Source organism: Pseudoalteromonas sp. SR41-4, from assembly GCF_014163985.1.
GTDB lineage: Bacteria > Pseudomonadota > Gammaproteobacteria > Enterobacterales > Alteromonadaceae > Pseudoalteromonas > Pseudoalteromonas rhizosphaerae.
This window is the reverse complement of record NZ_JACJEI010000004.1, coordinates 22,379-44,715: the sequence shown is the minus strand read 5'-3', so window position 1 is coordinate 44,715 and position 22,337 is coordinate 22,379. Positions and strand designations below refer to the sequence as shown.

18 protein-coding genes are annotated in these 22,337 nt (G+C 38.9%); 8 read left to right on the top strand and 10 right to left on the bottom strand.

Features of this window, described 5'->3' with window-relative positions:
* The first annotated feature begins 1 nt into the window (after position 1).
* Together H5180_RS04475 and H5180_RS04470 are read left to right on the top strand one after the other, a co-directional pair.
* Positions 2 to 1,489 carry a UxaA family hydrolase gene (locus tag H5180_RS04475; protein ID WP_182717259.1) on the top strand — a complete coding sequence of 496 codons (1,488 nt, stop codon included), beginning with the start codon at positions 2 to 4 and terminating at the stop codon, positions 1,487 to 1,489.
* Complete coding sequence (locus H5180_RS04470) at positions 1,490 to 2,446, top strand: sugar kinase (protein ID WP_182757742.1); 957 nt, start codon at positions 1,490 to 1,492, stop codon at positions 2,444 to 2,446. It abuts the gene before it with no gap.
* A gap of 240 nt (positions 2,447 to 2,686) precedes the next feature.
* Here H5180_RS04470 and H5180_RS04465 read toward each other — a convergent pair whose 3' ends face one another.
* Complete coding sequence (locus H5180_RS04465; protein WP_182757741.1) at positions 2,687 to 3,439, bottom strand: siderophore-interacting protein; 753 nt, start codon at positions 3,437 to 3,439, stop codon at positions 2,687 to 2,689.
* Positions 3,440 to 3,549: 110 nt separating this feature from the next.
* On the opposite strand from H5180_RS04465, the gene H5180_RS04460 reads away from it, so the two are divergent.
* The 3 genes from H5180_RS04460 to H5180_RS04450 all read left to right on the top strand — a co-directional run bounded on the left by H5180_RS04460 (position 3,550) and on the right by H5180_RS04450 (position 5,715).
* On the top strand, positions 3,550 to 3,969 hold the full coding sequence (locus H5180_RS04460) for a MarR family winged helix-turn-helix transcriptional regulator (protein ID WP_145239134.1): 420 nt from the start codon (positions 3,550 to 3,552) through the stop codon (positions 3,967 to 3,969).
* A gap of 82 nt (positions 3,970 to 4,051) precedes the next feature.
* Positions 4,052 to 4,465: a LexA family transcriptional regulator gene (locus tag H5180_RS04455; RefSeq protein ID WP_145239137.1), complete on the top strand. Its 414-nt coding sequence runs from the start codon at positions 4,052 to 4,054 to the stop codon at positions 4,463 to 4,465.
* Positions 4,453 to 5,715 carry a Y-family DNA polymerase gene (locus tag H5180_RS04450; RefSeq protein WP_145239141.1) on the top strand — a complete coding sequence of 421 codons (1,263 nt, stop codon included), beginning with the start codon at positions 4,453 to 4,455 and terminating at the stop codon, positions 5,713 to 5,715. Before H5180_RS04455 ends, H5180_RS04450 begins: the two co-directional genes overlap by 13 nt.
* Before the next feature lie 22 nt (positions 5,716 to 5,737).
* On the opposite strand, the gene H5180_RS04445 is transcribed toward H5180_RS04450, so the two are convergent.
* The 5 genes from H5180_RS04445 to H5180_RS04425 form a co-directional block, all read right to left on the bottom strand.
* Positions 5,738 to 6,202, bottom strand: a complete 465-nt coding sequence (locus tag H5180_RS04445; RefSeq protein ID WP_145239144.1) for a hypothetical protein — start codon at positions 6,200 to 6,202, stop codon at positions 5,738 to 5,740.
* A gap of 106 nt (positions 6,203 to 6,308) precedes the next feature.
* The gene (locus H5180_RS04440) at positions 6,309 to 6,827 is read right to left on the bottom strand and encodes a DUF4240 domain-containing protein (protein WP_145239146.1); all 519 of its coding nucleotides are present in this window, start codon (positions 6,825 to 6,827) and stop codon (positions 6,309 to 6,311) included.
* The gene (locus H5180_RS04435; protein WP_145239148.1) at positions 6,824 to 7,018 is read right to left on the bottom strand and encodes a YwbE family protein; all 195 of its coding nucleotides are present in this window, start codon (positions 7,016 to 7,018) and stop codon (positions 6,824 to 6,826) included. The genes H5180_RS04440 and H5180_RS04435 overlap by 4 nt, the downstream gene beginning before the upstream one ends.
* A gap of 180 nt (positions 7,019 to 7,198) precedes the next feature.
* Positions 7,199 to 7,480, bottom strand: coding sequence for a hypothetical protein (locus H5180_RS04430; protein ID WP_145239153.1), 282 nt, complete (start codon positions 7,478 to 7,480; stop codon positions 7,199 to 7,201).
* The gene (locus H5180_RS04425; protein WP_182757740.1) at positions 7,473 to 7,718 is read right to left on the bottom strand and encodes a hypothetical protein; all 246 of its coding nucleotides are present in this window, start codon (positions 7,716 to 7,718) and stop codon (positions 7,473 to 7,475) included. Before H5180_RS04425 ends, H5180_RS04430 begins: the two co-directional genes overlap by 8 nt.
* Positions 7,719 to 7,820: 102 nt before the next feature.
* Here H5180_RS04425 and H5180_RS04420 point away from each other — a divergent pair, with 102 nt between their 5' ends.
* Both H5180_RS04420 and H5180_RS04415 read left to right on the top strand, forming a co-directional pair.
* On the top strand, positions 7,821 to 8,627 hold the full coding sequence (locus H5180_RS04420) for an ion transporter (RefSeq protein ID WP_182731243.1): 807 nt from the start codon (positions 7,821 to 7,823) through the stop codon (positions 8,625 to 8,627).
* 192 nt (positions 8,628 to 8,819) lie between these two features.
* Positions 8,820 to 11,084: a GGDEF domain-containing phosphodiesterase gene (locus H5180_RS04415; RefSeq protein ID WP_182757739.1), complete on the top strand. Its 2,265-nt coding sequence runs from the start codon at positions 8,820 to 8,822 to the stop codon at positions 11,082 to 11,084.
* 124 nt (positions 11,085 to 11,208) lie between these two features.
* On the opposite strand, the gene H5180_RS04410 is transcribed toward H5180_RS04415, so the two are convergent.
* Positions 11,209 to 13,167: a methyl-accepting chemotaxis protein gene (locus tag H5180_RS04410; RefSeq protein ID WP_145235555.1), complete on the bottom strand. Its 1,959-nt coding sequence runs from the start codon at positions 13,165 to 13,167 to the stop codon at positions 11,209 to 11,211.
* Positions 13,168 to 13,731: 564 nt separating this feature from the next.
* Here H5180_RS04410 and H5180_RS04405 point away from each other — a divergent pair.
* Positions 13,732 to 15,477, top strand: coding sequence for a PAS domain S-box protein (locus H5180_RS04405; RefSeq protein WP_182731234.1), 1,746 nt, complete (start codon positions 13,732 to 13,734; stop codon positions 15,475 to 15,477).
* A gap of 115 nt (positions 15,478 to 15,592) precedes the next feature.
* On the opposite strand, the gene asd is transcribed toward H5180_RS04405, so the two are convergent.
* The 3 genes from asd to H5180_RS04390 form a co-directional block, all read right to left on the bottom strand.
* The gene (gene asd, locus H5180_RS04400; RefSeq protein ID WP_182731235.1) at positions 15,593 to 16,735 is read right to left on the bottom strand and encodes an aspartate-semialdehyde dehydrogenase; all 1,143 of its coding nucleotides are present in this window, start codon (positions 16,733 to 16,735) and stop codon (positions 15,593 to 15,595) included.
* A gap of 990 nt (positions 16,736 to 17,725) precedes the next feature.
* Positions 17,726 to 20,449, bottom strand: coding sequence for a TonB-dependent receptor plug domain-containing protein (locus tag H5180_RS04395; protein WP_145235564.1), 2,724 nt, complete (start codon positions 20,447 to 20,449; stop codon positions 17,726 to 17,728).
* Between the two features lie 72 nt (positions 20,450 to 20,521).
* The gene (locus H5180_RS04390; RefSeq protein ID WP_145235567.1) at positions 20,522 to 22,141 is read right to left on the bottom strand and encodes a hypothetical protein; all 1,620 of its coding nucleotides are present in this window, start codon (positions 22,139 to 22,141) and stop codon (positions 20,522 to 20,524) included.
* Positions 22,142 to 22,337 lie beyond the last annotated feature (196 nt).

Sequence of the window (22,337 nt, the reverse complement as noted above, 5' to 3'; positions counted from 1 at the left end):
TATGAAACCATTAATTAAACTACACCCAACTGATGATGTTGCCATTGCAATGCGTAATATCACCGCTGGTGAAATATTGCCCGTTGATGGCGAAGAGATCTTAGTCAATGAGAACATTGATAAAGGCCATAAAGTGGCGCTGCGCGATATTAATAAACAAGAGAATGTTATTAAATACGGTGCCCCCATTGGCTTTGCCCTAGAGAATATTCAAAAAGGCGGTTGGGTGCATACCCATTGCGTTAAAACCACCCTCAATGATGAACTGGATTATCAGTATGTTCCAGAGTTTATTGAACAAAGTGAAGCGACCCCTTCGCCTGAAGTAAATATTTATCGTAGACAAAACGGTGAAATTGGCATTCGTAATGAAATCTGGCTGATCCCTACGGTAGGCTGCGTCAATGGCATGATCAACCAAATGATCAAAGAGTTTAAACTGCGTCATCCACAATTAGAAATTGATGGCATTTATGCGTTTCCTCACCAGTTTGGCTGCTCTCAGCTCGGTGATGATTTAGATACAACACGGATACTGCTACAAAACATGGCACTGCATCCAAATGCGGGTGGCGCTTTAGTCGTTGGCTTAGGCTGTGAAAATAATCAATTACCGGCATTTCGTGATGGCTTAGGGGATTACGATGAAGGCCGCATTAAGTTTTTAATCACCCAACAAGCGGATGACGAAATTGAAGAAGGCGTTGCGCTACTTGAACAAATTTATGCCCAAGTAAAACAAGATAAACGTCAACCGGGTACTTTATCTGAAGTAAAGTTTGGCCTTGAATGTGGTGGCAGCGATGGTTTGTCTGGTATCACGGCGAATCCGATGCTGGGTTATTTTTCAGATTATTTAATTGCTCAAGGTGGCACAACGGTATTAACCGAAGTACCTGAAATGTTTGGCGCTGAAACTTTATTAATGTCGCGCTGTAAAGACGAAGAGACCTTTAACAAGCTCGTTAACATGGTTAATAACTTTAAAGGTTATTACAAAGCTCATAATCAACCGATTTATGAAAATCCGTCGCCAGGTAATAAAAAAGGCGGGATCACTACCTTAGAAGATAAATCGTTAGGGTGTACGCAAAAAGCCGGCACCAGCAAAGTACAAGCGGTTTTGCACTATGGTGAGCGCCTGCAAATACCTGGATTAAATCTATTGGATGCACCAGGTAACGACCCTATTGCCACCAGCGCACTTGGTGCTGCTGGTTGTCATATGGTGTTATTTACCACTGGTCGCGGTACGCCTTATGGTGGATTTGTGCCAACGTTAAAAATTGCTACTAATTCAGAACTTGCCAATAAGAAAAAACGCTGGATAGATTTTGACGCTGGCGTTTTAATTAACGATGTCTCAATGGAGCAAGTCCACGGGGAGTTTGTTGAACTGCTAGTCAACATCGTAAACGGCCAGCCAACTTGCAATGAAATAAACGACATTCGTGAAGTCGCTATTTGGAAAAAAGGAGTGACGTTATAAATGACAGCTAAGTCCATCGCAATTATTGGCGAATGTATGGTTGAGCTTAGCGGCCAACCATTTACTGCCATGCAACAAAATTATGGCGGCGATAGCATGAATACCGCCATTTACTTAAAAAAACTCGCAGGCAATGAAGTAAACGTCAATTACGTCAGTGCCATGGGCACTGATCCACTAAGTCGTGCACTGATTGAAAAATGGCAAGCTCACCATATTAATACTGACAATGTGCTGCTCAGTCATAACAAACAACCGGGTTTGTATATGATTCAAAACGATGTGTCAGGGGAGCGTACTTTTCAGTATTGGCGTAGCGACTCAGCCGCTAAATATTTATTGCAACATGCTGATTTTAAAAAAGTACTAACCAGTCTTGCCGAAGTTGATGCTATTTATTTATCGGGGATCTCCCTGGCAATTTTAGCAGAGCAAGATTGCCATACTTTACTCAGCCATTTAGCGTTACTAAAACAGCAAGGGATAAAAATTATTTATGATAGCAACTATCGCCCTGCATTATGGTCAAGCAAGATGCACTGCCACCTTGCCAATAATAAAGCATACGCACTAGCCGATTTAGCATTAGTGACCTTTGACGATGAAGCACAATTATGGGGAGATAGTAATGTTGCGCAATGTACCGAGCGTTTGCACCAACAAGGCGCTCACGAGGTCGTTGTAAAACTCGGCGCAGATGGCTGCCAATACAGTAAAAAACACCTTGATAATTCAATTTCAGTCGAGCTGTTTAATACTGTCGCTGTAGAAAAAGTGATCGACACTACCGCCGCAGGTGACTCATTTAACGCCGGCTTTTTAGCCCAGTGGTTAACAGAGCAACCTATAAAACAATGTGCACAAGCGGGTAATTTACTGGCCGCCCAAGTGATCCAAAAGCGTGGAGCAATTGTCGAGATAGACATTGCTACAATCAAACACACAATAAAGGCTTAGCTATTTTTTCTTGCTCTACATCAAAAACTACTAATACAGTGAGCGCTTTATTTAGCCCGCTAGAATGGTTAAATACTTAAATCGATTAGTTAAGACTCTTTAACGTCTCGACACCGAACCTGAGTGCATACCTAAGTTTACTTATTCTAAAGTAAGTGCTGTGAGACGCTTATTTTGTTTAAGTAAACTTCCTCTCATGGGTATGCACTCTAATTCCCTTACTTGCTGCTAATAATGTGATTAAACCGTTAGCTTGCCATCTGCATCAACACCTTGCTTCCAATACGCTGAGCAGACAATCTTCTCACGCGGTATTGCATATTTATCAATCGCTAAATCTTTAATGGTGCGCACAATAGCAGCTTCTAGCGCCATGAAAATCAATGGTTTTTGCGTATATTGATTCAATAGCACTGAAGCCTGATCAACCACATCTATTTGCGGCTGCATTGTAATTAACCAATTTATAGTGTGTTTGCTGTGTGCTTTGATTGTATCGAGCTCGATAACATCCTGCGCGTCAGCAACATGAATGATCACATCAACATCAGCTGTTGCAGGTAGTTGCTGTAAATACCCGTTAATAGTATTAACTGAGGTTAAATCAGCAATCATCAAATACTGCGACTGACTAAAATCATCAAGCTTTTTAGGGCCAGGGCCTGCAATTGCGAGTTTATCACCAGGCTTTGCTTGTTTAGCCCAATCAGTTGCGATACCACGATGCTGATTGACGACAAAATCAAGCGTAATTGTATGGTTAATAGTATCTATAGCTCTGATTGTATATGAGCGCTTAGGTGCAGGTTCAGCTGCTTTGAGGTCAATTTCAACCTCATCTTGTCCAGCATGTGGTAATAGTACTTTTACGTACGCACCTTGTTGATCCGCAGGAAAATCATGAAACTCATCTGAGCCAACAACCAGACGCTTTAAATGCGGGGCTATCGCTGTTGTGCTTATTACGGTTGCACGACGTACTTTTCTACTCATTTTGATCTCCTCAGAAGGTTTATTTACGTGTTTAATTGCACAACGCCCCATTGGTTGATAAAATCAACTATAGCAATTTAATTGACTTTGTCAACTATTATGGATTTATTATGAACTCTTCATTGGCCAATACATTATTTGCTTTAATGCAAAATTATCGCGTTACCATACGAGAAGCTATTAATGCAGGTGAGCTTGGGTTAAACGCAATGCATGTGCGTTGCCTACATATTATTGCAGCGACAACTCACTGCACTGCTAACGATATTGTGAATCAAACCCAGCGCGATAAAGCGCAAATTGCACGCTTAGTTAAAGAACTAATTACATTAAAGCTGATTGACAAAGATGCCAGTGAGCACGATAAGCGTTGCTTTATCTTATCGTTTACCTCTGAAGGTCATGCTCTTTATGACAAACTATTAAACGCCGAACAGCATGTTAATGAGCAAATGTGCAAAAACTTAAACTCTCAACAAATCAATGACTTTTTAGATACTGCTCAAAAAATGATTAAAAATATGCAGTGATCGCAACTTCATTACTTGGCATAAGTTAACTAAAACACATATACTGTACACTTATACAGTATATGTGTTTGGTTAATTATTTATGTTTGTTATTCCTATTTATATCGAAGCGGGCGTATGCGGGTTTGAATCACCTGCCGCTCAGTATAAAGAACTTGGTTTATCACTGGATCAGCTATTGATCAAACACCCCGATGCGACGTTTATTGGTGTGGCATCCGGCTGCTCAATGCAAGAGGTCGGTATTTTTGACGGCGATTTATTATTGGTTGATCGCGCCGAAGAAGCTAAAAATGGTGATGTCATTGTAGCTAACTTAAATGGTTTATTTGTTTGTAAATTATTAGATAAAACTAATGCACGGCTACTCTCTGCATCGGACTTATATCCCCCAGTGCAACTGACTGATAGTGATGAATTTCAATTAGAAGGTGTGGTTACTCGTTCGATTCGATTACATCGCTCTAGTGCTGAGCTGCGCCAATGTATTGCTTAGTGGATGCAGTGGCGTTTTACGCCAGCGCTGAAAAAGTATTTGATCCAGCGATCCGCTCAAAACCTGTTGTGGTATTAACCAATAACGATGGCTGCATTTGTGCGATATGTCCTATCGCGCGGCGCTTAAATATCCCTAAGTTTCAGCCCTACTTTAAAGTTAAACATTTACTGGCCAAACATAAGGTGGTTATTCGCTCATCTAATTATGAGTTGTACGCGGATCTAAGCGATAAAATGATGAATGTGATCAGCCGTTTTTGCGACACCCAACATGTATATTCGATTGATGAAGCATTTTTGCAGTTTAACGGCTTTACCCCACTCATTAATGACTGGCATCAGTATGGCCAGTTAATTCGTCGCACAGTTTGGCGCGAAACAAAACTCCCTGTTGGAGTTGGCTTTGGCCCTACACCAACCCTTGCTAAAGCAGCTAATCATGCTGCTAAAAAGCTCAACGGTTTTAATGGGATTGCAGTGATTGATAGCGAACAAGCACGACAACATATTTTAGCCGCGATGGATGTAGCTGATGTATGGGGCGTTGGCAAACGTTTAGCTAAAAAACTCAAACTACTTAACATTAACAGCGCGCTTGATTTAGCCAAACAAACACCAAAACGTATGAAACGTTTATTTAGCGTAGTACTTGAGCGTACAGTTAATGAGCTAAATGGCATTGTGTGTTTAAATTGGGATGATGTACGCCAAGATAAGCGTGAAATTTTTTCGACCCGTAGTTTTGGTGAACGTTTAACTGATCCGGTTGCATTAAAAACAGCGTTGATCAATCACAGTATTATTGTCGCTCGCAAACTACGTCAGCAACGCTCCTTAACTAAACGCCTGTTACTATTTGTGGCAAGCTCGCCCCATGAGTCACATTACTATAAAAAATCATTAGTGTATGAGTTACCCGTATCTAGCGCAGATAGCCGTGTATTTGCTAAAGCAATTAGCGAAATATTTACGCAGCTATATCAACACAACGTCCGTTTTTATAAATGTGGTGTGGGTGCACTCGAGCTTAGTTCACAACAGTTTCAACAACCCGACCTATTTGCTCCTAGCCAAGACAACATAAAACTAATGGAGTGTTTAGATTCAATTAATAAGCGATACGGCTACGACACGCTAACTCTGGCAAGTCAGCAACAAAGCCAAGCATGGCATATGAAGCGTGCATTTTTATCGCCTCAGTACACAACGCGTTGGCAGCATTTACCGAAAATAAGTTGTGATTTATAAAAAACTCACATTATCGTTAAATTTAAAGTTGTAGTTCAAACTGACAACGAACATTACTGCTCTCTACACTGTACGCAAGCGTTGTAGGCGAAATAAAACGCAGCGTTTGGCTCGTGTCTAAATTATCTGTCTCGTTTTCACAGCGAGTATGGCGTAGTGACATGGTAATGCTTTGCGTGGTGTATTTATACTTAGTAGTGACCAAACAAAAGTTAGCGACTTTATTCGTTTGTGTGCCATGGTGTAAGTTATTAAAAATAATTTCATCACCGAGCTTAAAGCCAAGATCAGGCTCATTTGCATCAAGCCATGCTAACTGTCCACCAGCACACATTTTAGCCTCACCTGATACCAATTGATAACTACCAACCTTAGTATTGAATAAATTAATAAACTGACTTTTATTACTTGGCAGCTCAGTTTTAGCACTGACAACTGTAGTTAAACAAACCGACACTAAACACAGTAATACTTTACGATAGCGCATTAAATACCTGACATTTATTGATTTATATACTCAGCATAGCATAGCTACGGTGATTAAAATAAAAACCAGCCAGTATACTGAGTCATGGTTGGTTTTTAATATTATGTTACTGCCAATATTTAGCAAATAGTTGCGGATATGCCAACTTTAAAAATTTAGGCTTATCTTTAAAGCGCTTACCTTTGGGTTGATCAAGGCCTGAAGGAGCAAAGGGTAATTCGTCTTCATTACGCTGTTCATATAATAAACCAGCGATCAAGTCATACTCATCTAAGTAAGGATAAGGCTGCTCGTTTAAATGATAAACAGGTGTGCAATCAGCCAAAGAATCAGCATTTTCAAGCGCAGCATTAAAAGCTGCTTCACCACGAGAAATTAACCAACAACGAAATTCTGAGAAACCGTATTCATCATTGCAACCGGCCATTACAAACGCAGCACCGAATAGCTCCCAAGTATAACTTTGGCGCATACAAATGCTAAATTGCTTATCAAATTCAATGAGCTGTGCATCGCTTAAATCTGTAAGTAAACCTTTTAAACGTTCACTGACTGATTCTGGCTCTGCGGTTCTATCTGCAACGGTAACTAATTGCCAGAATTCGCTTAAAGTAAGTGCACTCATGACAAAATCTCTTTCACTCGCCCTACTTGACCATCCTCTAAGCGCACTTTAATACCATGCGGATGATTGGGTGATTTAGTCAAAAGGCGCTCAACAACACCTTGCGTTAATGTGCCGCTACGCTGATCTTGTTTTAAAACGATATTAACTTCGGTGCCAGGGGTGATTTGTGAACGAGTAGGAACTGCCATAATGGATCTCTTTTACTATTTTGTTGGATTATAGCTGTATGTCATCTTGATACCAAACTAAAGCACCGTAATCGTTGTGTTTTCACGCTCTGATAGTTAACCTGAGCTTTGCTTGTGCAATAAACAATCAGTCTGGATTTTGATTATTGATTACATTAGACACATCGATTTTCCTTAAATTTAATCAGCTAAAAACAGAACCTCTTGAGGGGTTAAGTTAATAACAGCCAGCTCTGTTACTATAATACTTTCGACTAACGCTAGCTGTTGCTTTTGTTTTGCCTGCTCAAGTGCAAGCGCATCAATAAAATAACATCTGACTTTAAGTGATGTAGCTGGTTTTTTTAAATCTATATGATGAGTTAACCAACTAAAGTCTGTTAGATGATCTTTGATCTGCTCGCATGCGCCAGTTAAAGTAGCGCGCAATAATTTATCGAGCTGCTTTTGCGTTTTAGTCATTTTTAGTGGTGTGCTCTTGGCGTAAGTCGTTCTCTGGGACTATATCTTGCTGCTGTTTAAATTCTTTGTAACCGTCTTCTTGGCGCTTTATACATTGATGGTATTCTTTATCTGCCATATGACTACATTCGCCTAAGCGAGCAGCTTGAACTTCGTGATAGCGGGCATCAGTACTACAAGCGGTTAAAAACAGAACCGCGAAGGCACTTACAACCCATTTTAGCCTATTGAAAAGCATTAAAAATTCCTTACATTTTAAACTGGAAAAGTAATTCATCCGTGACGATTTTGCTGTATATTGCAAACGTTTTATATCTATAACCGTTAAGGGCTAATTATGATGTTGTCGCAGTTACAAGAGCTGTTCCAGCGTATCGATAAAAGTAAACTATTTCAATCATTTGTTATCGCCGTTATTGTCGTATCAGCGCTCACTGTTGGTGCACACACTTATTCGTTACACCCCACTGTTGAATTTGCTTTACATTGGATGGACGTTGGCATCACGGTGTTTTTCTTAATAGAGCTAATTATCCGCTATGTTGCAAGTAAAGGCTTAAAAGCCTTTTTTAGCAAAGGCTGGAATATTTTTGACTTTATAATCGTCATTGGCAGTTTATACCCAGCTGCAGGTTCGACCATTTTTATAGCCCGTTTATTACGAATATTCCGTGTACTACGTTTAGTCTCTATGGTGCCAGAACTGCGTTTGTTGGTTAATTCATTATTAAAAGCCATACCGCAAATGGGCTACATTGCACTATTAATGTTTGTTATTTTCTATATTTATGCCGCAACTGGTAGCATGTTATTTTCTGATATAAACCCAGTCCTATGGGGAGACGTATCAATTTCAATGTTAACTCTGTTCAGAATAGCAACCTTTGAAGATTGGACCGACGTCATGTACGAAACCATGGCTGTCTATAAGCTAAGTTGGATTTACTACCTTACCTTTATATTCTTAACCGCTTTCGTATTTTTAAACATGATGGTAGGCGCTATTTTAGAAGTTATGTCAGAGGAGCATCGCAATGCCCGCGAAGAGCAAGCCGATGTAGATTCATTGCCCGCAACCCAAGGGCAAATAAATGAGTTAAAAGCGCAAATAGCAGAACTAAAAACACTATTAAAACCCAAAAGCTAAGTATTGATAAACTAGCACCTAAGGATATAAAGGCTTGGGTGCTAACGCCATTATAATTAAGCTGCTCTGTAGTTTCCCTCCCCCCTAAACCAAGCATTTATTCTTAGTAAAGGATTTAAAAACTAATAAATTATTGCTTTTAGCTATTTATCAATGGTCTAATAAAAAAATGATAAATCTACACCAACTATAATGCATTACTTAAGTCGCTACTTTTTACTATCAGATCACGTTAATTCAAACGTTCTAGTACCTAACTGGCGTATCAGTGCACTACGCATTATTTTAACCGCTGGTGTAATTTTATGTTTCTCAGTATTTTGCCATACTTTAAACGCCGCAATTGAGTTCAACTTAATATATATTATTGTGCTTGCTGCAAGCTTTTCTGTGACAATGGCCACCTTACTAATTGCTAGCCGTAAATACTTTACTTTATGTGCACATGCCCTGCTATTAAGTATTGTTGCCGCAACAATCTCAATGAATGTATTTTTAACAGACATCAACCTTGCAAAGGTAGGCTCTATGTATATGTATGCATGCCCTATTATTGCATTGATGCTGTTAGGTGTGAGGACCGCGCTAGGTTATGCAATTTTAAATATCGTGCCTTTTTACTTTATAATAAACAACGTTGATATTTCATCTCTGACTTCTATAAATACACAACTACCAAATTCAGACTGGTATATATCAGGGCTATTATTTTTATTCTTTAATATCTGTATTCCGCTCGCAGTTGCGCGAACCATTGTTGCTGCAAAACGCTTAAATCAAACCATGGCAGAATCAAATAGTCATCTAGCAGCAAAAAAAGAGCTTTATAGAACTTTTTTTACTGAATCAAGTATTGCAAAAATAATTATCGATAGTGATAACACCGTTATAGATTTTAACAGCCAAGCGAAAACGTTATTTGGTTTCAAAGCAACAGTTAAAAACAGCACCGTTAAACTCGATAAATTATTACCTAATCTAGTAATTGTAGCTAACCAACATAAGGACCAAGTATTTAAATATAAAAATACCTATAAAACTGTACATTGCCAGCAAGTTACTAACTCTAATTACTGTGTGCTGCGCTTTGATGACTGCACTGAACAACATCAAATAAAACAAAACTTATTAGCAATGGAGCAAGAAAACAAACGTTTACGTTACAGCGATGGTCAAACACACCTCCCCAATAGAGAATGGTTTGAGCTTCAGTGTGAAAGATTTGTAGCAAAGTACCAAGGCGATTTCTATATTGTGGTCACCCAGAGTGCGAATAATGAATATTTAAATCTCAAATACAGTAAAGCAGATGCAAAAGCACACTTAGTATCTGCTTATAAGCGCTTAAAAGACTCTAATGAAGCCCTCGTTCTGTGCGCTCATGTAGGTAATAATAAATTAGCATTTATAATAACTACAAGCACTACTAACGAAATAGAACATAAGCTCTTAAACGAGATTAAACATGTGGTTGATGAACCTTATATAATCCGGGGCGAAAAATACCAACAGTCATTTTTATTTGGTTTTTCCAACTTTCCAAGACAAGGAAAAAGCAGTGCTAATGTATTAAACAATGCAATTGAGGCATTAAAACTTGCTGATAATCATCGCCCTATTAATGGTTATGATGAAAAACGCTCACAAGAATTTTTAGAAAAACACGAAATATCAATGTTATTGGACGAAGCACTTCATAACGGCGAGTTAGAGTTACACTATCAACCTAAAGTAACACATGACGGCAAGTGCATTGGACTTGAAGCATTGGCACGCTGGAACAGTCAAACTCTTGGTGTTGTATCACCCGCGGTGTTTATTCCGATCGCAGAGGAATACCGTATGATCAGTCGGCTAACAGATTTAATAATTCAAAAGGTATGTGCTCAAATTGCAACTTGGAGCAAAGATGAAATCCCACTAGTGCCTGTTGCAATAAATATATCATTGCTTGATTTTGGCCAAAGCGATTTCATGTCAAAATTAGTAAAATACTTAGCGGACTTTAATGTCAAACCAAGTCAAATTGAATTAGAACTGACCGAAACATCATTAGAAGCGAACCAAGAATATTCATTGGCGTTGATGCAAAACCTACAATCATGGGGATTCACAATTTCCGTAGATGACTTTGGCGTAGGCTATTCAAATATTGCGCGCTTAGCCGAATATCCTATAAATAAGCTAAAACTTGATCGCTCGCTAATAAGCCAAGTTACAAGCTCAACAAGGCAGAAGAGCTTAGTAAAAGCAATTCACGTCATGTGTGATGAACTTGGAATAAAATGCGTATCTGAGGGAGTTGAAACACAACAACAAGTCGAAATTATGGCAAATATGGGGTGTAAAGAATTTCAAGGCTTTTATTTCTCAAAACCATTATCTGCCTCCCACTATAACGAGCACATAAAACAACAAGGTTTGAATTTCAACCCCAAAAAAATACCAGAAAATTAATGCAGCACATAGAATAAAATCACTATTATAAAGCAGACAACACTCATTAGCATTGCAAAATAATGAGTTCAATTGTCAAAGAATGGCTATATGTTGATTATTCTTATTTTAGACGCTGTTATTATTACACTTTAAATTTACCAACTAAATCAGTAAGAACGTGCGATAAGGCTTTTAATTTATCTCCATTATTACTGGTATTAGCGGCAATATCGCTAACATCATCAGCCGCATTTTTAATTTCTATAACATTGCGATTTATATCTTCAGCGACATGCTGCTGCTCTTCTGCAGCGGTTGCTATCTGCGTATTTAAGTCACTAATATTAACAATAGACGCTGTTATTTCCGTAAATTGTTGCTGTGCAGCATGGGATAGTTCAACCGTTTTATTAGTGCTGTCTAAACTGCGTTTCATTTCAGTAGTGACTTGACCAGACATGCTACGTAGTTTATCTAATTGCGTAGCAATCTCTTCTGTGGATTCAGACGTACGTTGCGACAGTGCACGCACTTCATCTGCAACGACAGCAAAACCACGACCATGATCACCCGCTCGAGCAGCTTCTATTGCAGCATTTAAAGCAAGCAAATTAGTTTGCTCAGCAATACCTCTTATAACGCCTAAAATCGACATGATATTTTCACTTTCAGTGTCAAGTTGCGATATATCATCCGTTGCTTTACTTATAACTTCGCTCAAAACAACCACGCTTTGAACGGTCTCTGTGATCACTGTTTGACCTATCTCTGATGCCTGTTGCGTTTGCATAGCCAGATCTGCCGCATTAGCACAACTTGAAGCTACTTCGTTGGCTGTCGCAGCCATTTGATTAATTGCGGTTGCCGCCATTTCCAGTGCTTGCTGTTGTTGTGAGGTAGAACAAGTTAATTGCGATGCTTGTGTAGACGTTTGCTCTGACGTACCGCTCACATTTAGTGCACATTCGTTGATCTGTCTTACTAAATCAGCAATCAAGTTTAAGAATAGGTTAAAACTATTGGCCAGCTTAGCCGTTTCATCTTTTGTCTTAATTGTGAGTCGTCGAGTTAGATCACCACCACCTTGTGCAATTTCAGTCAGACCATCACTGACTTCAACTATAGGCGAAGAAATTACTTTTGAAATGTAACTTGCGATTAAAATGAATACAATAATTAGCACCGTACTAATAATTATAATTGTCAATGTCATGGTGTTTGCAGCGCTCATCACCTCTGACTTTTCAACTAAACCAATAAATTTCCAGCCCAACTTAGCTGAAGTATATATATTGGCAATAAAATCTTTGTTATTGATGACAATTTCAAACTGACCTTGTGTATTTGCAGCTAACTGTTTGTATTTACCATCCGCAATATCTGCCAGACGTTTAAAACGAAAGTTTTCATTTTTAACATCAACAAGTACATTTCCCGTATCTTCAATCAACATTAAGTAACCGGTTTCACCCAGCTTAATATTAGCAATAATTTCTGTCAGTCCTTGCAAAGAAACATCCATTCCCTGTACACCGATAATTTGTCCATTATCTTTTATTGCTTTTACGGTAGAGACAATAACCATATCGTCAGCTGCCCAATAATAAGCACTAGTGCGAACCGTTTTACCACTTGCAGATTTACCTGTTAAATACCAAGGTCGAGATCGTGGGTCATAATTAGCATTAACTTCTCCCGCTGGCCACTGAATATAACCACCTTGTTCATTACCCATATAAATATAAGCAAGCCCAGGGTGAGTTTGGCCGAAGTGATCAAACTGTTGAAATGCGGCACGCTCAACACTGCTGCCTTGGAGATGTTTCAGCATCACTGGATTATTTGTGTCAACATGAGCTTTGACATCTTGTTTAGCAGCTAAGACCATTTGATGTGAAGCTAGATAATCAACATTTTTTTCTATTTCAGAAAAAAACATAGCAATACCATTATCTATTTGCCGTGCTTCTCTTTCGCTCATTTGCGCAAAGTTATCAAGCGCTTGGTCTCTTGTCTGCGTGATCACTAGCGCCGCAATAATAAAAAGAGGTAAGGCGATAGCTGAGGCAAAAGATAGTTTTAACTTTTTTGATATATTCATAACAGAAGGCCAAATAAATACTCTCATAAATATAGTAAGCTGTTGAGTATTAAGCAAGAAACTATCAAGCTAATTAAACCGTAACAAAACTAAAGCGAGGTAAAGACAACAATAAAAACAATGCTAATGACGAGTTTAATTACTGCGTTTTCGAGAAAGTTAGCTATATATCAATCAAGGGTCTATAATTCAATGAGTGTTTAGAATTTCATCCTCTTGTCCTCTTGATGTCACCCTATTGCTGAAAATAATTATAGCTGCGACTGATCCAATAGTTCATTCAGAACGTTCGACGGGTAGGAGTTACGCTAAATAACTCAGACTAATGTTTGTAAAGCTTGTTTAGGATGTATCTACTATCTGAGTAATGTATTTTATAACTAATTTTATTTTCAAATGAATTAAGCTCGTTATATGGCTAACCCTGCTACTTAACTTCTCTTTCTCTTATCTAATATTTCATCGCTCTTAGAAAGCGAATACACACTGCTAATAAACAGCCTGAATACGCCTAATAGCATCTGCAAACTGGTGTGTTAATACACTAAAATGAAAAGGTTTTTCATGTTTTTCAAAAATAATGATTTGTCTAAACGTTCAATGGACCAAACTGTAATCGCAGTTATAACCATTAATGATAATAATGACGTTGTATACATCAACCATGCTGCCGAGACACTCTGGGGATATAAAGCTGAAGAAGTACTTGGTAAAAATGTTCGTATGCTAGTACCAAAAGTTCATCAAAAAAACCATGATAGTTATGTAAATCGCCACCGTGCAACTAACGAAGATCGGATTGTTGGCTCTGCCGTTGAACTGCAAATAGAGCGTAAAGATGGTTCAACAACCTGGATCAATATAACTTTATCTCAAGTAAAAATGGGCAAAAAGCTTTACTACACAGCGTTTGCCCGCGATTGCAGTAAAGAGCGTGATGAGCGCTCAATGACTGAACAAGTTCTAGAGCAAGCTCACGATGGTGTAATAACTATCGACAGTCAAAACTTGATCATTTTTGCTAATCCCGCGGCTGAGAAAATATGGGGCTATAGCCGTGAGGAAATGATCGGTCAAAATATTAAAATGTTGGTAGCACCAGAGCACCGCAGCAAACACGATAGTTACGTCAATCGTAACCGTGATACCGGGGTTAATCGGCTAATTGGTAAGCCAATAGAATTACCAATTCATACTCGCGAAAAGACTATTCGCTGGGGCTTAATTACTTTAGCTAAAGTCGTTGTCGGCGATGAGATTTTATATACTGCGTTTGTAAAAGATGTCACCGATGAAGTATCGAAACGCGAAGAAGTTGAAATGTTATCGCTAGTGGCTAATGAGACCAGTAACGCCGTTGTTATCACCAATGAACAAGGTGAAATTCTTTATGTAAATAATGGTTTTCAAACAATGACAGGTTACCAACTCGATGAAGTGAAAGGGAAAATACCTGGTAAATTCTTGCAGGGCAATGACACCGATCCCCAAACCATTGCAAATATTCGCAATAAGCTTAGCCAAAAGCAGCCCTTTTATGAAGAGATATTAAATTATAATAAACAAGGCAAACCATATTGGATTGCTATGTCAATTAATCCTGTATTTAACGAACAAGGAAAAGTACATCGTTATGTCTCTGTGCAAGCTGACATTACTGTAACTAAACAATCAGCCAAAGACTCTCTTGATCGATTAGCCCTCATTAATGGGTCGTTAATGGTTGTTGAATTTCAGCCTACAGGTGAGCTCGTGAATATGAATAAACTGTTCCTTGAAAAAGTGGGCAGTAACGAGGCAGCAAAAGTAGCAGCGAATACCATATGGCAACAACTTCAAAAGCAGCAGAGCACAACTATCAATCAAGACGAGCAACTAAGTTTGGTCGTTGAATTTACAGATAAACAACAAGTTCAACGTTCGTTCGATGCACAGGTTTGTGAATTGAAGGATTTTTCTGATCAAGTAACACGTTACGTAGTGTTTGGTGTAGATATTACTGATCGTCAAATTGCACTAAAAGAAACACATCAGGCAATGCAAGAACTCTTAAAAGTGGGTAATCAAATCGGTGACATTGTTGGCAGTATTTCTGGTATTGCAGGACAAACTAACCTACTAGCTTTGAATGCCGCTATTGAAGCTGCTCGTGCTGGTGATGCTGGCCGAGGTTTTGCCGTAGTCGCATCAGAAGTTAGAGAGCTGGCAAGTCGTTCGTCAGGATCAGCTGATCAGATCAGTGATTTAGTAGATGCAACACGGACCCGAATTGACCAATTAGCAGACTCACTTGAACGCATTAATCGTTAATTAACATCGTACTATATTTGCTGGCTATTCACGCGCAACTAAGTGTGTTTAAAAGTAAAAGGGCTGGCACATTGCCAGCCCTCCATATTAACTGTAATAAATGGCAGCTAATAAACTAATGTTTATTATCAACAATAATGCGTAGCATACGACGCAGTGGCTCTGCAGCACCCCATAATAACTGATCGCCAACGGTAAAAGCACTAATATATTTAGGTCCCATTGCTAACTTACGAATACGCCCTACAGGAATACTTAATGTACCAGTTACTTTAACTGGGGTTAAATCCGTAGCAGTGATATCACGCTCATTAGGGATAACTTTAACCCACTCATTGTGTGAGGCTAAAATCTGTTCTATTTTCTCGACGCTAATATCTTCACGTAGTTTAATGGTCATAGCTTGGCTATGACAGCGCATTGCACCAATGCGCACACATAAACCGTCAATAGGCACAGGCTGTTTAGATGAACCTAAAATTTTGTTCGCTTCAACTTGCGCTTTCCATTCTTCTTTAGATTGACCCGATGGCATTGGCACATCAATCCATGGGATAAGACTGCCTGCTAACGGCACACCAAATTGCTCTTGCGGTAAATCGCTTGAGGCTATTTGCTGTGTGACTAGTTTATCAATTTCTAAAATAGCGGCTTGTGGATCAGCTAGCTTGTCAGCCACACTTGCATGAATAGAGCCCATTTGCGCAATGAGCTCTTTCATATTGCGAGCACCGGCACCCGATGCAGCTTGATAAGTCATTGGGCTTACCCACTCAATCAAGTCTTGCTCAAATAAACCACCCAATGCTAATAACATGAGTGACACTGTGCAGTTACCACCTACATAGGTTTTTACGCCTTGCTCAAGACCTTGTTCAATCACATCTTTATTGACCGGATCAAGTACAATAATACTGTCATCGCTCATACGCAGTGCTGATGCCGCATCAATCCAATAGCCGTCCCAGCCTGCTTCACGTAATTGTGGATACACAGCTTTAGTGTAGTCACCACCTTGACAGGTGATAATAATATCCATTTTTGCCAGCGATTCAAAATCCATTGCATTAAGTAATGGTTTTGCAGGACCCGCTAAATCAGGGCCAAGCTGACCGGTTTGTGAGGTGGTAAAAAAAGTGGTGTCGATATGAGCAAAATCATTTTCTTGTTGCATACGCTCTAATAACACTGAGCCAACCATGCCCCGCCATCCGACCAATCCTACTTTTTTCATTGTTTGTTCCACTGTTTGAGTCATAAGAAATACCTAATACGTTAAAAATTAAAATTCATTGCGTGAGATTTAATTTTTAGAACGAACAATCTAGCACTGTGATCGAGGCAACACCAGTGTTACTCATAGAACATAAAATTTTTTCATCTTGAGTCAATAATCATATTTCTAATAGTTATGATTATTGTGCGTCATTGTAAAAGACCGGTGTTTTTGACATCCAACTGATTCATCTGTTGCTATTTTTTTGCAATATGAAACTGACTATCTGTATATAAGTAAGTTAATAAGAATGCAATAAACAAGATTTATAATCATTTCGCATTTTATAGTCAGATGTATTGTGTATTATTTTATTTATTAAAAGGAATCAAAAAAATGAAAACATTATACTTTTCTATCTTTAGGTGTATCTGCAAATATTAACGAAATCAATGTAGAATCGAATACTTCTTTTGCCAGTGTTGAACACATCGGGCTCAACAAAAAGCTTATCTACATCAACCCTACCCTACCGTAATAGTTGATAGTAGTTATAGCAACTTCTTTGTCAGTTTTATATCGGGAAATCAATTCTGTAAAGAGCGAGGTCATAAGCGAGAAATCACTGGCAGCACAGTGTGGTGAGGATGAATATGAGTATGCGGAATATGACTGGTATGGTAGCGCATGGGTTTCAAAAAATACTGGTAGTAAAAATCAGTGTTATCCATTGTACGCTAGTATAAAGTGCGGTAGCGGTAACTAACGTAAACAAACAGCTCAGTAACAACTGAGCTCTTATTCCATGGCGCAAAAATTCCTCCAATTAATATCAACATAGTTCAACTCATCATTAATCACATATCATCATTAAAATAATAGCCTTATATCAATTTGCATTAAATGATCACTTCTTTAATAACACAGATAATACACAACCATTAGTTTTACAAATAGCAGATATTAAAAAGCCCTGCATTTGGCAGGGCTGAGATAATAGAGACTTATGTAATTTGCCTTTATTAGATGACTTTAAAACTCGTAGCTAAAGCTCACGCTTAATTCTCTAGGCGTTTCTTGAGAACGAATTAGCACATCATTTTGTTCTACTTCAAAGTTTTGTCCCAACATATTTTTCACTTTAAGTGTTAATGTGGTATTAAACGTTGGGTAATAACTATAAACCATGTCTAACGAGTTTAAAGGTTGTTCGTAAGCGTCATCAAAGTTATTAACACCCGCAGCTAAAATACGATCACCAAATACATTGTAGATAACAGATGCTTGATGCATGCCATCATGTGAATCGTAATTCAGTTGCAAGTTGGCAACATACTTTGAATGGCCCGTCATACGTCGCTTTAGGTTCGTGAGATCGCCGCGCTGTTCTTCTGCAATTTCAACTTCTGAATCACTGAGCGTTATATTTCCAGAAGTAAAAAAAGCGCCCCCTAATAAATCACTGTGCAACTCAGTTAACCATTCAGCTTCAATACCGTAAACATAGGCTGTTTCTGCATTGTCAAACTGCAGAGTAAAACGGCCGTCGCTTTCTGTTAATAGTGCTTCGATTGGTTTATCGATATCTTTATAGAATGCGCCAACTGAGTAATTATCGCCATTGTCCATATAAAACTCGATACGTGCATCAAAGTTATCTAGGTAACTAGATTCTAAGAATGGATTACCAAGCGTTCGATAACCGGTCAGCGGATCTTGGAATTGAACAGGGCTTAGCTCTCGCAAATCAGGGCGTACAACCGTGTTGCCATAACCAAAACGAACTTGATACGATTGCTGACTATATGTCATAGATAACGAAGTAAAATACTCATCTTCCATCACACTTGCTTGTTCTATCGCATCTGCACTTAATTTATCAGCCAATAAAGCAGGATCGAATGCTGAGCGAGAAAAAGCAAGCGCAACTTGGCGGAAGTCCTCGTAACGCACACCACCGCTTAAACGCCAATCTTGAGCAAACGTTACGTCAAAAGAGCCGTAGTAAGCATCAATCATTTGCGCTGCTAAGTAATCATCAGCTGTTGGTTCTTGGAACAATAACTCGACATCCGTTGAATCAACAACAGCATCGTTAGCAAAAAAACTACCGATTGACAGTGCTTCTTCTTCACTTTGTGCTAGATCTAAAGACTGAGTTTGGTTAAAACGATAGTTAAAAAAATCAGTGCGGTAATCACGTGTTTTTTCAACAAAATAACCACCACCCGCAATTTCTACTTCGGCGTTATCAAAGTAAAAAACTTTGTTTACATTAACGCCCCAGTTTTCTACATCGTCTTCTAGCTCTACAAATCGATACAAATAAGGATTACCACCTAAGCTACCATTGTAAAAAGTACGTTGATATTTGCCATCTAAGTACTCATCACGAACCGTTACTTTAAGCTCACCAGGTATACTTGTAGTCGCTGTTGAGTCAGTATACTGCCAATCTACACCAACACCTTCAAGAAAACCCCAATCTAAATTGTGCATTCCACGAAGCTGAAGTATTTCAAGTTCTCGTTCCTCAAAAGAGGTTAAGTGACTACGCTGCAACTGCCCAGCATCAATACTTAATGACTTTGAAGGTTCTTGGTAAAGCGCAACAGAGGCTTCATCTTCAGAATCTCGTAACATCATATAAGTTGCTGTTAAATCATGACCTCCAATTTTATAACCTAAATTTAGAGAGCTATTTAACTTTATATTATGCTTGGTTGACACTTCTTTCTCTGTTGCAGAGTAACAAGTAAAGTCATCTTGTGAACATGAGGACTCAGATGCGTCAACAGAAGAAAGTACAGCGCTAAACTTCTCAGCATTGGACCATTCATTTTCATAGGCAACTGACGCTAAGAAACCAAACGAGCCGTCTAAGCCAAATAAGTTATCAAAACGGTCGCCATACACAGCTTTAATACCGGCATCAGGATTTAAACTTTCTTTTTCCAAGCCAAAATCTCTTGGCAATGCTTTTGCTAAACTTTTATTTAAGTCTATCGCGGCAGCTTGGCCAATATCAGCCCCCTGACGTTTTGACTCTACATCTCTGATATTTCTATACGAAATATCAGACAGGCCATTGATATAGGTATTTAACGCAGTCTTAACTGAACCGGGTAATGCGCGTGTACCATCATCTTTACCTAACCAATCATCACTGCCACCATTATATGTATAGCCTTCGTCGTTTGTATCTTTATAACTGGCACCAATTTCGACTTTAAATAAAGTATCATTTGGAATGCTCTTGGTTCTGATATTAACGTCACCACCACCAAAAGCCGCAGGCATATTTGGTGAATAGGCTTTTTGTACAGCCAACGATTCAATAATACTTGATGGGAAGATATCAAGTGGAATTACATTTCGTGTTAGATCCGGGCTTGGAACTACCGCGCCATTTAAACGTACGCTAGAGTAACGCTCACCTAATCCACGGACATAGATAAACTTATCGTTAACTAATGATAAGCCTGTAACACGGCGAAGTGCCGAAGCTGCATCACTATCACCCGTTCTAGATATTTGCTCTGAACCCATTATATCAGCGACAAACGCCTGATTTTTACGCTCATCAATTACCGCACTAGCACTGCCTTTAAGGCGCGTACCTGTTGCAACAACTTCTTCTATCGCGTCTTCATTTATTATTTCTTGTGCCTGATCAGCGAAAGAATGAAATGAAGAAAAAAGGGAGAGCAGAGATAAAGTTATTAGATTGGTTTTAAACTGCTTTTGATGTTTCATATTTATATCCTCTAAACCTAAAATTCCCTTAAAAAAGGCGCCGTAGCGCCTTATAATTAGAGCCGGTCTAGATTAATTACTAGCGCGTTGTAAAGATGCGGCAACAAAATCAGCCCACTCACTTGATTCACCTTCTTTAAGTGCACCAATATAGCCTGCGTTAGTAAAGAAAGAGTTAACTTCACTCATGTCTTTAGCTGTTGTAGCTACTGCAGTGCCTTGTGAATCAGTAATAGTGGCAGCTGTTGAAACACCATCAGCACCAAGTACATTTGCAAAATCAGCAAAACCAATTAACTGGTTATTCTCGCCACCAGTAAACCAAGAAGCAATATCAAAACTTGCTAATGCGCCAGTTAAAGGTGTATTTACGTCTTCAAAATTCTTACCACAAGCAAATATTGAGCTCATAAATGCGATATCGCCATTATTTGCATTCGCATGCACACCAGCATCCCCTGATTGGTCTTTTTCATTATATAAATCAAGACAACCAGCACCATCTACAGATGAAGAGTTTACAAATAGCATATTAGCTAATTGCGCTTTACCCCATTCTTTCATTTCCATACCAGCACCAGTACGACGCCCTTCAGCACCTTGGTCGCCAGTAGTTACAACCGTTGCATTAGCAATTGTTGGATTAGAAACAGTTGTTACTAAATCTTGTGCATCTGCTGATAATGGATCTACCTTAGCGCCATCTGTTTCAAAGCCATGGTTTCCATATTCATTTGAACGTACAAGAATAAATTGTCCATAGCCTTTCCAGCCTTCATCCCAATCAATACCATCATCACCTGTATCAGTAATAACAATATGTTTAAGGTTAACGCTACCACCAAAAAGCTCTATACCATCATCGAAACCATTATGAACATGCACGTAATCAATCGTTGTGCCTGAACCTACAGCATTAAGGGTTAAACCATTGAGCTCATCGCCTTCAACACCAAAACCCGCATATTTTATAACTATATGCTTAAGGATACCGCTGCTATCTTGCGGATCATTACCACCATAATACGATACAATACCTTCGGCAGCGTGGTTACACATATCTTGTGCCGCAGCCGCAGCCGTACAACGGATAGAATGGCCTCTGCCATTTACCTGAACGCCACCCCAATCACCAATTTGTGCGGTTGTTGCATCATCGCCATCAACTTCTTTGATGCTTGTGAAAATAATTGGCTTATCTACTTCACCAATTGCTTCAATATTTGCACCACGTGCAATACGAATAAAACTCTCAGGCTTAGTAAAAGCTATCGTCGCGCCAGCTTCAATAGACAATGTAGGACCATTGCCATCAATTGTAGCGCCTGTTGATGTGTCTACATCATCACCAATAAATAATGCACCTTCAAATACATGTGCGCCGCCACTGCTTAATGCAGGGATAACAAAAGAGCTGGTAATTTCTTTCGCATTACTTGCAAATGCTTGACTGTAAACACAGTTAACACCCTTTGCTTCACCTGTAAATGTAGCTCCATCTAATGTATATGTAGCGCAACTTAATGTATCACCACCATTATCACCACCTGGGTTAGTCACTGAGTTGTCTACACTATTATCTACACTGTTATCAACTGTTGTAGGTGTAACATTAATATCACCACCGCCACAGCCAGCGAGTGTAATTGCAGTAGCCACAAGGCTGACTTTAAATAAACCAGATAATTTCATTGTTCACTCCATTAAAGTATTTAATTATTTTGTTAGCGCATTAAGTAAAACTCAAGTCACTTTAAAACACGAAAAACATGCTTTAAGGTCACTTGAGCTTTAGAACGAGGACTACAATACTGGAGGTGTATGACAATACAGTTACACTTTAATAAACATAAAGTGACAATCTAATTTATTTAAATAACAATTTGTT

Bases quoted from the DNA above. Each gene is read 5' to 3' on its own strand.
- H5180_RS04475 (WP_182717259.1), top strand. From the start codon at position 2: ATGAAACCATTAATTAAACTACACCCAACTGATGATGTTGCCATTGCA.
- H5180_RS04470 (WP_182757742.1), top strand. From the start codon at position 1,490: ATGACAGCTAAGTCCATCGCAATTATTGGCGAATGTATGGTTGAGCTT.
- H5180_RS04465 (WP_182757741.1), bottom strand. From the start codon at position 3,439: ATGAGTAGAAAAGTACGTCGTGCAACCGTAATAAGCACAACAGCGATA.
- H5180_RS04460 (WP_145239134.1), top strand. From the start codon at position 3,550: ATGAACTCTTCATTGGCCAATACATTATTTGCTTTAATGCAAAATTAT.
- H5180_RS04455 (WP_145239137.1), top strand. From the start codon at position 4,052: ATGTTTGTTATTCCTATTTATATCGAAGCGGGCGTATGCGGGTTTGAA.
- H5180_RS04450 (WP_145239141.1), top strand. From the start codon at position 4,453: ATGTATTGCTTAGTGGATGCAGTGGCGTTTTACGCCAGCGCTGAAAAA.
- H5180_RS04445 (WP_145239144.1), bottom strand. From the start codon at position 6,202: ATGCGCTATCGTAAAGTATTACTGTGTTTAGTGTCGGTTTGTTTAACT.
- H5180_RS04440 (WP_145239146.1), bottom strand. From the start codon at position 6,827: ATGAGTGCACTTACTTTAAGCGAATTCTGGCAATTAGTTACCGTTGCA.
- H5180_RS04435 (WP_145239148.1), bottom strand. From the start codon at position 7,018: ATGGCAGTTCCTACTCGTTCACAAATCACCCCTGGCACCGAAGTTAAT.
- H5180_RS04430 (WP_145239153.1), bottom strand. From the start codon at position 7,480: ATGACTAAAACGCAAAAGCAGCTCGATAAATTATTGCGCGCTACTTTA.
- H5180_RS04425 (WP_182757740.1), bottom strand. From the start codon at position 7,718: ATGCTTTTCAATAGGCTAAAATGGGTTGTAAGTGCCTTCGCGGTTCTG.
- H5180_RS04420 (WP_182731243.1), top strand. From the start codon at position 7,821: ATGTTGTCGCAGTTACAAGAGCTGTTCCAGCGTATCGATAAAAGTAAA.
- H5180_RS04415 (WP_182757739.1), top strand. From the start codon at position 8,820: ATGCATTACTTAAGTCGCTACTTTTTACTATCAGATCACGTTAATTCA.
- H5180_RS04410 (WP_145235555.1), bottom strand. From the start codon at position 13,167: ATGAATATATCAAAAAAGTTAAAACTATCTTTTGCCTCAGCTATCGCC.
- H5180_RS04405 (WP_182731234.1), top strand. From the start codon at position 13,732: ATGTTTTTCAAAAATAATGATTTGTCTAAACGTTCAATGGACCAAACT.
- asd (WP_182731235.1), bottom strand. From the start codon at position 16,735: ATGACTCAAACAGTGGAACAAACAATGAAAAAAGTAGGATTGGTCGGA.
- H5180_RS04395 (WP_145235564.1), bottom strand. From the start codon at position 20,449: ATGAAACATCAAAAGCAGTTTAAAACCAATCTAATAACTTTATCTCTG.
- H5180_RS04390 (WP_145235567.1), bottom strand. From the start codon at position 22,141: ATGAAATTATCTGGTTTATTTAAAGTCAGCCTTGTGGCTACTGCAATT.